Here is an 11,658-nt window from a genome sequence, read left to right as displayed (position 1 = left end):
CTGATTTTCATAAATCACAGAGGCGTAGGCAATGAACTGGTTACAACGCAAATACTGGCACTACAAACTGAAAGGTTCGCCTTATCAGTCGCTGTTTTGCACGCCAGATAAAACAGAATACGTCTCTCTTGACTGCGAAACCACCAGCCTTGACCCAAATCGCGCCGAGCTGGTGACTATTGCAGCCACCAAGATCATCGACAACCGCATCATCACCAGTCAACCATTTGAAGTCCGCTTACGCGCGCCGCAATCGCTCGACTCAGGCTCGGTCAAGATCCATCGAATTCGCCACCAAGACTTAGTCGATGGCATCAGTGAAAAAGAGGCGCTGCTCGAGCTGCTCGACTTTATCGGCAACCGACCACTTGTGGGCTATCACATTCGTTACGATAAAAAGATCTTAGACCTTGCTTGTCTGCGGCAACTTGGCTTCCCACTTCCTAACCCACTGATCGAAGTCAGTCAGATTTACCACGATAAGTTGGAACGACATTTGCCGAATGCCTATTTCGACTTAAGTCTGGATGCCATTTGTAAACACCTCGAACTTCCTATCCAAGACAAACACGACGCCTTGCAAGACGCGATTTCTGCCGCTTTGGTCTTTGTCCGCTTAACGAAAGGCGATTTACCCAACCTAACCGCGCCGTATACATAAAAATCAGTTGACCTAGCTCCCAGAAATGCTTTTGTTTCAGCGATTTCCCGGCGCTTCCATCACTCTCATCCTAAAGTCTAATTGTGGAAATACGCGCGGTGACTGACAGTTATAAGCACAACGTCGTCATTACCACGACCAAGTTATTTAGAACCAAAAAACAGCCCTACAAAAATATATTCAAAATCTTATCTAGATTGGTGTAAGGCCGAGAAATAAGGCACAAGGAGAGAAGCCATGAGCGAAGCCCACGTTTATCCGGTAAAAGAAAATATTAAAACTCATACACACGCGGATAATGATACTTACTTAGCCATGTATCAGCAGTCGGTAACCGATCCAGAGGGCTTCTGGAACGAACACGGCAAAATCGTTGATTGGATCAAACCTTTCACCAAAGTAAAAAGCACTTCTTTCGACACTGGCCATGTTGATATTCGCTGGTTTGAAGATGGCACACTGAACGTCTCGGCTAACTGTATTGACCGTCATCTTGCAGAACACGGGGATGACGTCGCCATCATTTGGGAAGGCGATGATCCAGCCGACGACAAAACACTCACTTTCAACGAACTGCACAAAGAAGTGTGTAAATTCTCCAACGCATTGAAAGAGCAAGGCGTACGCAAGGGCGACGTGGTGTGTCTATACATGCCAATGGTGCCAGAAGCTGCAGTGGCTATGCTCGCTTGTACCCGTATTGGTGCGGTTCACACCGTAGTATTTGGCGGTTTCTCACCAGAAGCACTATCCGGCCGTATCATCGACTCTGACGCTAAAGTCGTGATCACCGCAGACGAAGGCGTACGTGGCGGACGCGCTGTTCCACTGAAAAAGAACGTGGATGAAGCACTAACCAACCCAGACGTAAAAACCATCAATAAAGTCGTCGTGCTTAAACGTACAGGTGGTGATGTTGAATGGCATGAACACCGTGATGTTTGGTGGCACGAAGCAACAGCCAACGTTTCTGACGTTTGCCCACCAGAAGAGATGAAAGCCGAAGACCCGCTGTTCATCCTCTACACATCTGGCTCGACAGGTAAACCTAAAGGCGTACTACATACTACAGGCGGTTACCTCGTCTACGCGGCAATGACCTTTAAATATGTCTTCGATTATCAACCAGGTGAAACCTTCTGGTGTACCGCGGATGTGGGCTGGATTACAGGCCATACTTACCTAATTTATGGTCCACTAGCGAACGGGGCCAAAACCATTCTGTTTGAAGGTGTTCCAAACTACCCAAGCACGGCTCGTATGAGTGAAGTGGTTGATAAGCACCAAGTGAACATTCTCTACACTGCGCCAACCGCTATTCGTGCACTAATGGCAAAAGGTAACGAAGCGGTAGCAGGGACATCTCGTTCAAGCTTACGTGTGATGGGTTCAGTAGGTGAGCCTATCAACCCTGAAGCGTGGGAGTGGTACTACAAAACGATTGGTAACGAGAGCTCGCCTATCGTTGATACTTGGTGGCAAACAGAGACCGGCGGTATCTTAATTGCACCACTACCAGGCGCAACAGATTTAAAACCAGGCTCAGCAACTCGACCATTCTTCGGAGTCCAACCTGCACTGGTTGATAACATGGGCAACATCATTGAAGAAACCGCAGCAGAAGGTAACTTGGTGATCCTTGATTCATGGCCAGGTCAGATGCGTACTGTTTATGGCGACCACGAGCGCTTTGAACAGACCTACTTCTCAACCTTTAAGGGAATGTACTTTACTAGTGATGGGGCTCGTCGTGACGAAGACGGTTACTACTGGATCACGGGCCGTGTTGATGACGTACTAAACGTGTCGGGTCACCGCATGGGTACCGCTGAAATAGAATCGGCTCTTGTCGCACATCATAAAATTGCTGAGGCCGCTATTGTGGGCATTCCGCATGATATCAAAGGCCAAGCTATCTACGCTTACATTACCTTGAACGATGGTGAATTCCCGTCAGCAGAGCTACACAAAGAAGTGAAAGATTGGGTGCGTAAAGAAATTGGTCCAATTGCAACACCAGATGTACTGCACTGGACGGATTCCTTACCGAAGACTCGTTCTGGTAAGATCATGCGTCGAATCCTGCGTAAAATTGCAACGGGTGATACTAGCAACCTCGGAGACACATCAACGCTTGCCGATCCGAGCGTTGTAGATAAACTTATCGCAGAGAAAGCAGAATTGGCATAAATTCAACCAACTGTTTTAAAAGCACTTTAAAAACCGCCATCACTCATGGCGGTTTTTTGCTTTAGTGCACAAATTGGCCACACAAAAAATATGGCAATTATGTTGTTTTTGTTAACTTGGTTACAGAAACGAGAGTGGCTATTAGGAGATTAGACCAGTAAATTGCTGCTAATTGCTATGAATTAGCTATAATCTTGGTCGATTTTTTAAAATTTGCTCGGTTTTAACAAAAAAATCGTGCTGAACTATCGTATATTTGGGAATATAAACGTTCCACTCACGATAAGGGAAGATAGCAACACAATGTCTGCAAAGTCACGGATTCTTGTTCTAAACGGACCAAATCTTAATCTATTGGGTCTGCGCGAACCGACACACTATGGTCACAGTACCTTAGCTCAAGTTGTGGATACTCTTACAGAGCAAGCCCATAACGCTGGGGTAGAACTGGAACACCTACAATCAAATCGTGAGTACGAACTGATTGAAGCCATTCACGCTGCCTATGGCAAGATTGACTTCATCATCATCAATCCAGCGGCTTTCACTCATACTAGTGTGGCGCTGCGAGATGCATTACTTGGCGTCGCCATCCCATTTATTGAGGTGCACTTATCAAATGTGCACGCACGTGAACCATTCCGTCATCACTCTTACCTGTCAGATAAAGCAGAGGGTGTGATTTGCGGTTTAGGCGCACAAGGTTATGAATTTGCTCTGTCTGCAGCGATCAATAAGCTTCAGGCAAAGTAACCCTAACACTCTGCAACCCTACGAGGGTTGTCTTAATCACAAGATAAAAGAGAAAGAAAAGATGGATATTCGTAAAATCAAGAAGCTAATTGAGTTAGTTGAAGAGTCTGGCATTGCTGAGCTAGAGATCTCTGAAGGTGAAGAGTCAGTGCGCATCAGCCGTCATGGCACTGCAGCCCCTCAAGCACCAATTCACTACGCAGCAGCTCCAGCGGCGGCACCTGCTCCAGTAGCAGCGGCACCAGTAGCGGAAGCGCCAGCAGCAGAAGCTCCAGCAGCAACACCTGCAGGTCACCAAGTTCTTTCTCCAATGGTTGGTACTTTCTACCGCTCTCCAAGCCCAGACTCTAAAGCATTCGTAGAAGTGGGTCAGAAAGTAAATGCTGGCGATACTCTATGTATTGTTGAAGCAATGAAAATGATGAACCAAATCGAAGCGGACAAATCTGGCGTTGTTACAGCAATCCTAGCTGAAGACGGCCAACCAGTTGAATTCGACCAACCTCTTGTTGTAATCGAATAAGCGGGGCTTGCCTTATGCTAGACAAAGTAGTCATCGCGAACCGAGGTGAAATTGCACTTCGTATTCTTCGCGCTTGTAAAGAATTAGGTATTAAGACCGTCGCTGTTCACTCAACAGCGGACCGCGATCTTAAGCACGTACTACTCGCAGACGAAACCGTATGTATCGGCCCTGCTCGTGGTATCGACAGCTACCTAAACATTCCACGCATCATTTCTGCAGCAGAAGTGACTGGTGCTGTGGCTATCCACCCAGGTTACGGCTTCCTGTCTGAGAACGCAGACTTCGCAGAGCAAGTTGAGCGCAGTGGTTTCATCTTCGTTGGTCCAAAGGCAGACACTATCCGCCTAATGGGCGATAAAGTATCTGCTATCAATGCAATGAAGAAAGCAGGCGTTCCTTGTGTACCGGGTTCTGACGGCCCTCTAGACAATGACGAAGAGAAAAACAAAGCATTTGCTAAGCGCATTGGTTACCCAGTAATCATCAAAGCATCTGGCGGCGGCGGCGGTCGTGGTATGCGTGTTGTTCGCGCAGAGAAAGACCTTATCCAAGCTATTGCAATGACACGTGCTGAAGCAAAAGCGGCGTTCAACAATGACATGGTTTACATGGAGAAATTCCTAGAAAACCCTCGTCACGTTGAAGTTCAGGTTATTGCTGACGGTCAAGGCGGCGCAATCCACCTTGGTGAGCGTGACTGTTCAATGCAACGTCGTCACCAAAAAGTAGTGGAAGAAGCTCCAGCACCTGGTATCACAGAAGAAATGCGTAAGTACATCGGTGAACGCTGTACTCGTGCATGTATCGAGATCGGTTACCGCGGCGCAGGTACGTTTGAATTCCTATACGAGAACGGTGAGTTCTACTTCATCGAAATGAACACTCGTATTCAAGTAGAGCACCCAGTAACAGAGATGGTTACTGGCATCGACCTAATCAAAGAACAGCTTCGTGTTGCAGCGGGTCAGCCTCTGTCATTCACTCAAGATGATATTAAGATCCGTGGCCATGCGATTGAGTGTCGTATCAACGCAGAAGACCCTGAGCGCTTCCTACCATCTCCGGGTAAGATCGAGCGTTTCCACGCTCCTGGCGGTATGGGTGTACGTTGGGAATCTCATATCTACACAGGCTACACAGTTCCACCTCATTACGATTCAATGATTGGTAAACTGATCACTTACGGTGAGAACCGTGATGTAGCGATTGCACGTATGAAAAACGCACTGGGTGAGATGATCATCGAAGGCATCAAAACTAACGTGCCACTGCAATTCTCCATTATGAATGACGAAAACTTCCAACACGGTGGTGCAAACATCCACTACCTAGAGAAGAAGCTTGGCTTACAATAAGCCTAAGCAAACGTCTTAAAAAATGCCCACTCCCGTGGGCATTTTTGTTTTATATGTACGCGAAGGGCTCAACATATAAATCGGCTTATTTGGGTATATACTCAAACAAATCGTAGAGTTCTGGTAAACTCTGCGCCACTTCATTCACTTTAAGAGCAAAAACCAATGCCTTGGATTCAAATCAAACTCAACGCGACCAATGAAAACGCTGAGCAAATCGGCGATATGCTAATGGAAGAGACTGGCGCGCTGTCTGTTACATTCTTAGACGCGCAGGATACACCTGTATTCGAACCTCTACCTGGCGAAACTCGCTTATGGGGCGATACTGATATTCTGGCACTGTATGATGCAGAAGCAGACACTAACTTCATCATCGACCAAGTTAAAGCGAGCAACATGCTGGCTGACAATTTTGCTTACAAAGTAGAACAGCTTGAAGATAAAGACTGGGAACGCGAATGGATGGAAAACTTCCACCCAATGAAATTTGGTGAACGCTTATGGATTTGTCCAAGCTGGCGCGATATTCCAGATCCTGACGCTGTTAATGTTATGTTGGATCCAGGCCTTGCATTCGGTACGGGTACTCACCCTACAACAGCACTTTGTCTTGAGTGGCTAGAAAGCATGGACTTAAGCGGTAAGACCGTTATCGACTTCGGTTGTGGCTCAGGTATTCTTGCGATCGCAGCGATCAAACTGGGCGCTGAAAAAGTGATAGGGATCGACATTGATCCTCAAGCCCTGCTTGCTTCAAAAGACAATGCTGAGCGTAATGGCGTTGCAGACAAACTAGAAGTTTACTTACCGCAAAATCAACCTGAAGGTCTCGTCGCTGACATCGTTGTGGCCAACATCCTTGCGGGACCTTTACGTGAACTTGCACCTATCATCAAAGGACTAGTTAAGCCAAATGGCGACCTCGCTATGTCCGGCGTATTAGACACTCAAGCTGAAGATGTTGCGAACTATTACCGTGACGAGCTTCACATTGACCCGATTGTTGAGCAAAGTGAATGGTGTCGCATCTCTGGTCGTAAGCAAGGCTAGACAAGGTTTTCAGAGCTAATTGTTTGAAATTCATACAATTTACAAAAACAATTTGTAAATGCTCAAATATTAGTCTTTTCACGCAGTGAAAAAATGCGTAAAATGCGCGCCCTTGCTGGTACAGAACTGTGATGACGTTTTGAAAATCGGAAACTATCAACTTAAGAACAATCTAATCGTAGCCCCTATGGCTGGTGTAACGGATAGACCGTTTCGCGAGTTGTGTCTTCGCTATGGTGCGGGAATGGCCGTCAGTGAAATGATGTCTGCTAACCCAAAACTATGGGGAACGTCAAAGTCGAAACAGCGCATGGTACACGAGGGCGAATCGGGCATTCGCTCTGTACAGATTGCGGGTTCCGATCCACAGCTTATGGCGGACGCAGCTCAATTCAGTGTTGAGAACGGTGCACAAATCATCGACATCAACATGGGCTGCCCGGCAAAAAAAGTGAATAAGAAGCTAGCGGGCTCTGCTCTGCTTCAATACCCAAACATTATCGAAGAGATTTTGAAAGCGGTCGTGAATGCAGTGGACGTTCCTGTAACGTTAAAGACTCGAACTGGCTGGGATACAGACAACAAGAACTGTGTCCAGATCGCTAAATTAGCCGAAAACTGCGGCATACAAGCTCTTGCTCTGCATGGCAGAACGAAAGCATGTATGTACAAAGGTGAGGCCGAATATGACAGCATTAAAGCGGTAAAAGAGGCGATTTCAATTCCGGTTATCGCGAACGGTGATATCGATAGCCCGGAGAAAGCCAAATTTGTACTGGAGTACACCGGTGCGGACGCTTTAATGATTGGACGCCCTGCCCAGGGTCGTCCTTGGATTTTCCAGGAAATCCATCACTATTTGGAAAACGGCACCACAATGGAGGAACTTCCAACTGAGGAAGTGAAAACCATTATGCTTGGTCATGTAAATGCTCTGCATGAGTTTTATGGGGAGTTCTTAGGTCCACGTATCGCGCGCAAGCACGTTGGGTGGTACCTGAAAGAGCATGAACAGGCAAGTGAGTTTCGCCGTACCTTCAACGCTATCGACGCAGCTCCGCTGCAAATTGAGGCGTTAGAAGGTTATTTTGATAACGTTGCATCATAATTAAGAGAAGAGCTAGACCGAATATGTTCGAACAAAATCTGACTTCAGAAGCATTAACAGTAACTACAGTAACGTCACAAGACCAGATTACTCAGAAGCCTTTACGTGACTCTGTTAAAGCGTCTCTTAAAAACTACCTTGCTCAACTAAACGGCCAGGAAGTAACAGAACTATACGAATTAGTTCTAGCTGAAGTTGAACAGCCACTACTAGATACTATCATGCAGTACACTCGCGGTAACCAAACTCGCGCAGCAACTATGATGGGTATCAACCGCGGTACTCTTCGCAAGAAACTTAAGAAATACGGCATGAACTAAGACCGTTTTTCAAAAAGTATTTGGAACAAGCCGTTACCTTTTTAGGTAACGGCTTTTCTTTATCTACTAAAACACTACGAATAACGCTCACTTTGTTCAGTATTACCAACTGGCTTTAAGATAACTACTGCTGAGCCAAACAATAGGAAAGCCACGAAAGCGACCCATTCATTGCCTACAGAATACGCGAAGCCCGCCAAGGCAGACCAAATCGCGACACCAAAGTGCATCATACTCATTCCAGAAGACATTAACACACCTCGATATTCATCAGATAAGCTTGCGATATGTGCTTGTAATGCCGGAGAACCAAACCCTCCAGCAAGAGACCAGAGCACTAGAGCTGGAAGATAAGCGGTCACCGTACTCATCTCATTTGAGAACACCCATGCACTGCAAGGTATGCACACCATTAAAGCCACTCGCATAACGGCTCGAGAGCTACCAAGCCAGCGAGAAGCTCTCGCCACGCACATATTTCCAACCACACTCACGATCCCTAGAGCTGCATAAATAGCGCCCACCCAACCGAGCGCCAAATCACTGGTATCTCGAATATGAAGGCCTATCAGGTTAAATACACCAATACCTCCCCCTAGGCCTAAACACATCGCTAGAATCGCCCTCAACGCGCCTGGAAGATGAATGACGTCTGTGATAGGTGGCAGAGTATCTGACTTCTTGGACTCATTATGCTTGTTGTTCATGGACACTACGCTCATGGCACCGACAAAAAGAGCCGCAACGCCCAAAATAATAAAAGCGGCACGCCATGATAAAAGCTGGGTCAACAATGCTCCGATCGCCGGGCTAGTTATCATACCTAGCGTTAATCCCGCCTGAACCATCACAATTTGACGCATCGCTCTATTACCCTTCGCGTCTCCCGCTAACGCGAATGCAATTGGTAACATGCCTGCACTTGCAATACCAGTGATCACTCGAGTTGCAATAGCAAGTTCAAAATCATGAACTATGCCCGTCGTAATAGACGCAACCCCAAATACAAAGCAAGCAGGCACCATGATACGAATACGCCCAACTCGGTCTGATAAACGGCCCAAGTAAGGAGCGCAAATTGCTATGGCTAAACTATATGCTGTAATAAATAAGGTCACCTGACTCGGTTGAACACTTAAATCATTTCCGATAGGTTCAAGAATAGATCCAAGCATCAACTCATCAGCACCAACAAGAAAAGCCACGAGAAATAGGATCATGGACTGCATCATAGCTCCACCTCCTGTTCTGTTTCCGATTCAGCACAAGTGAGCAACGAAATATCTAAAACTCTATCAGGCCAAGATTGCAAAAATGCCTTCTCATGAGATACTACAATCACGCTACCGGAAAAGCGCTGGAGAGCCTCTTTAAGCGCATTTTTACTGCTGCTATCCAAATGTGTTGTTGGTTCGTCCAACAGCAAAACATTGCATTTCTGAACCGATAAACAACACAACTTCACCCGAGTTTGCTCACCACCGCTCAATGTATCTAAGTGGCGCTGCGTCTTATCCCCCGTAATCCCAAAGCGAGCTAATAGCTTGCGTGACTCTTTGCTTGAGATTGTTGGCGCACAAGAGCACAGCTCCTGTTCAGGTGTGTTCTGAGGATGGCGCCAAGACAAATCTTGAGAAAAATAACCAATCATTGCACCTTTTGCCAATACCACCTCACCAGAGAGTGGCTCGATCTCCCCCATCAGGGTTTTAAGTAAGGTCGACTTACCCACGCCGTTAAAGCCAGCAACAACCAACTTTTCCCCGCGCGCTAACGTGATATCAAACACTGGAAGCAGAGGCTGCTGATAACCGATCATCAACGCTTTTGCGTCAATCACATTCGGTTGCCCAATGGGCTGGTAAGCAAAGTCAAACATCGATACTTTCTCTACATTATTCAGTTGAATACGTTCGATTTTATCCAGTTTTTTCTTACGCCCTTTAGCAAGACTCGCGTTAACTCCAGCGCCATTTTTGGCAATAAATTGCTCTAACTTTCGAATTTCATTTTGCTGAGCCTTATATTGCTTTTCTATCAAAGCACCATCGTGATGCTTTTGCTGCATTGCTTTGACATAAGTGCCGCTGTATTTTCGAACCGTTTGATAATCAATATCACAAATACTGGTCGCTACTTGATTAAGGAAATCAACATCATGAGAAACCAGTAAAACGGTGCCAATGTAATCATTGAGAAACGTGACTAGCCATTCAATGTGCGGAGCATCAAGATAGTTTGTCGGCTCATCAAGAATTAACACATCGGGGTTGCGAAGTAACAACCTGCCTAAAAGGACTTTGTGTCTTTGACCGCCACTTAGCGAGACAAGCGGTGTATCTAAGCCAAATTGATAAATGCCAAGACCTACAGCAACTTGTTCAATTTTGGTATTAATTGCATAGAAGTTTTCATCTTCTAAATATGCCTGTAGCCGAGCGACTTGGCTTAAAAGAGATGTAGAGTGAGACTCGGTCATCGCATGATACAAAGTCCAAAGCTTTTGCTCTGCAGCGTATAAACTCTCAAAAGAGCCCTTTAAACACTCATGAACTGTCAGCACATTATCGATCTTAAAATGTTGTTCTAAATACCCTACCTCAAGGCTTGGTAACCATTCAATGCGGCCCTTATCTGCAGATAATTCACCGAAAAGCAGTTTCAATAAGGTGCTTTTTCCAACACCATTCGCTCCGGTGATACCTACTTTCTCTCCCACGTTAATACGAAAGGTCACGTTGTTGTATAATGTCTTATCGGCTATCTGATAAGACAAATTTTTAACTTGTAAAATACTCATGTTTTCAACCAAATAAAAAAGGGCCGGTGATCAATACCGGCCCTTATTTCAATACTGGGAAATGCTTTGTAGCTGCTTAACAGATACAAAAAGGCCGATGATGAAATATCACCGGCCATCTCTTCTCTTTTATCAGGTGTACAAGCACCTGCGTATAACTTCAGCGAAGCTACCCACACATAAAACACCTGATGAAGATTAATTTAAGACTCCGAGCAACACTTCATCGCGTTTTTTGCACGGAGTTCAGCCTTCTTACAAAGCTTTTAAACAAGAGATATAACATGATTTACTGTCGAAAAAATATTCGATGTGAAGCGTACACCTTTAGAATAAAAAGTACCAGATAATTATTAAAAACTATCGTGACTTAGACGAAGATCCACTGAAAGAAGACCTTTCCTCAGTCAATGTGCTAGGTGAACGACTTACTCAGCAAACACAGCTATGAAAGCACCTATACCGCTCACGTTATACGTACGTAGTGGTGGCTTTGAAGGTTGGAGAGGGTTAGAGGGAAGAAGTAGCGAATATACTTTAAGACACTGGCTTAAATAGATCGACAAAACAAAATCCATGTTTGGAAAGTTTTAAATGCGCTGAGTTTATATTAATAAGCGCCTATGGCTAAATCAAAACATCTAAAGCAGAGAAATCTCCCCCGAAAATAACATAACCTATTGAATAAATTTTCCAGGTAATAATAAAGGAAGCTTTGGTAAGTTAAGCACAGGGGCTCAAAACTAGCGCTCGAGACTGCAGAAACCACACAAAACTGCGTTCCACTTCACTCATAACAGGGCTTAGAAAGCATCGCCAGAGGGAAGCCGGCCTCTCGATGCAAGGTTTCAATATGAAAGTGGGTTTAAGGTAAGTCGGGGAACCAAAACGA

At 45.6% G+C, this 11,658-nt stretch carries 10 protein-coding genes; 8 read left to right on the top strand and 2 right to left on the bottom strand.

The genetic code is table 11. From position 1 onward, the window contains the following. Window positions 1-31 precede the first annotated feature (31 nt). The 8 genes from R7H07_RS19555 to fis all read left to right on the top strand — a co-directional run bounded on the left by R7H07_RS19555 (window position 32) and on the right by fis (window position 7,966). Window positions 32-661 (top strand): 3'-5' exonuclease, encoded by a 630-nt coding sequence (locus R7H07_RS19555; protein WP_005382363.1) that lies wholly within the window; start codon window positions 32-34, stop codon window positions 659-661. 237 nt (window positions 662-898) lie between these two features. After that, window positions 899-2,851 (top strand): acetate--CoA ligase, encoded by a 1,953-nt coding sequence (gene acs, locus R7H07_RS19550; protein WP_005386359.1) that lies wholly within the window; start codon window positions 899-901, stop codon window positions 2,849-2,851. Window positions 2,852-3,154: 303 nt separating this feature from the next. Further along, window positions 3,155-3,604 (top strand): type II 3-dehydroquinate dehydratase, encoded by a 450-nt coding sequence (gene aroQ / locus R7H07_RS19545; RefSeq protein ID WP_005382360.1) that lies wholly within the window; start codon window positions 3,155-3,157, stop codon window positions 3,602-3,604. 61 nt (window positions 3,605-3,665) lie between these two features. Further along, the gene (accB, locus tag R7H07_RS19540) at window positions 3,666-4,127 is read left to right on the top strand and encodes an acetyl-CoA carboxylase biotin carboxyl carrier protein (RefSeq protein WP_005386355.1); all 462 of its coding nucleotides are present in this window, start codon (window positions 3,666-3,668) and stop codon (window positions 4,125-4,127) included. 14 nt (window positions 4,128-4,141) lie between these two features. Next, a complete protein-coding gene (gene accC / locus R7H07_RS19535; RefSeq protein ID WP_005382509.1) occupies window positions 4,142-5,485 on the top strand; it encodes an acetyl-CoA carboxylase biotin carboxylase subunit in 1,344 nt (447 codons plus the stop codon). A 165-nt stretch (window positions 5,486-5,650) separates the two neighbouring features. Further along, window positions 5,651-6,538, top strand: coding sequence for a 50S ribosomal protein L11 methyltransferase (gene prmA, locus R7H07_RS19530; RefSeq protein WP_065274944.1), 888 nt, complete (start codon window positions 5,651-5,653; stop codon window positions 6,536-6,538). A gap of 139 nt (window positions 6,539-6,677) precedes the next feature. Next, window positions 6,678-7,646: a tRNA dihydrouridine synthase DusB gene (dusB, locus tag R7H07_RS19525; RefSeq protein WP_005382505.1), complete on the top strand. Its 969-nt coding sequence runs from the start codon at window positions 6,678-6,680 to the stop codon at window positions 7,644-7,646. Window positions 7,647-7,669: 23 nt separating this feature from the next. Continuing rightward, window positions 7,670-7,966 carry a DNA-binding transcriptional regulator Fis gene (fis, locus tag R7H07_RS19520; RefSeq protein WP_000462885.1) on the top strand — a complete coding sequence of 99 codons (297 nt, stop codon included), beginning with the start codon at window positions 7,670-7,672 and terminating at the stop codon, window positions 7,964-7,966. A 74-nt stretch (window positions 7,967-8,040) separates the two neighbouring features. Here fis and R7H07_RS19515 read toward each other — a convergent pair whose 3' ends face one another. Further along, window positions 8,041-9,198, bottom strand: coding sequence for an MFS transporter (locus R7H07_RS19515; protein WP_065274945.1), 1,158 nt, complete (start codon window positions 9,196-9,198; stop codon window positions 8,041-8,043). Then, window positions 9,195-10,766 (bottom strand): ABC-F family ATP-binding cassette domain-containing protein, encoded by a 1,572-nt coding sequence (locus tag R7H07_RS19510; RefSeq protein WP_206960040.1) that lies wholly within the window; start codon window positions 10,764-10,766, stop codon window positions 9,195-9,197. The genes R7H07_RS19515 and R7H07_RS19510 overlap by 4 nt, the downstream gene beginning before the upstream one ends. Window positions 10,767-11,658 lie beyond the last annotated feature (892 nt).

It is taken from the genome of Vibrio sp. Vb1127, from assembly GCF_033338735.1.
In the GTDB taxonomy this organism is placed as follows: Bacteria; Pseudomonadota; Gammaproteobacteria; order Enterobacterales; family Vibrionaceae; genus Vibrio; species Vibrio alginolyticus.
Note: the sequence above shows the minus strand (reverse complement) of the source record. Positions and strands in the feature narration are given on the sequence as shown.

Coding starts and splice junctions, on each gene's coding strand:
- R7H07_RS19510 (WP_206960040.1), bottom strand. CDS start 10,766: ATGAGTATTTTACAAGTTAAAAATTTGTCTTATCAGATAGCCGATAAG.
- accB (WP_005386355.1), top strand. CDS start 3,666: ATGGATATTCGTAAAATCAAGAAGCTAATTGAGTTAGTTGAAGAGTCT.
- accC (WP_005382509.1), top strand. CDS start 4,142: ATGCTAGACAAAGTAGTCATCGCGAACCGAGGTGAAATTGCACTTCGT.
- prmA (WP_065274944.1), top strand. CDS start 5,651: ATGCCTTGGATTCAAATCAAACTCAACGCGACCAATGAAAACGCTGAG.
- aroQ (WP_005382360.1), top strand. CDS start 3,155: ATGTCTGCAAAGTCACGGATTCTTGTTCTAAACGGACCAAATCTTAAT.
- R7H07_RS19555 (WP_005382363.1), top strand. CDS start 32: ATGAACTGGTTACAACGCAAATACTGGCACTACAAACTGAAAGGTTCG.
- acs (WP_005386359.1), top strand. CDS start 899: ATGAGCGAAGCCCACGTTTATCCGGTAAAAGAAAATATTAAAACTCAT.
- fis (WP_000462885.1), top strand. CDS start 7,670: ATGTTCGAACAAAATCTGACTTCAGAAGCATTAACAGTAACTACAGTA.
- R7H07_RS19515 (WP_065274945.1), bottom strand. CDS start 9,198: ATGATGCAGTCCATGATCCTATTTCTCGTGGCTTTTCTTGTTGGTGCT.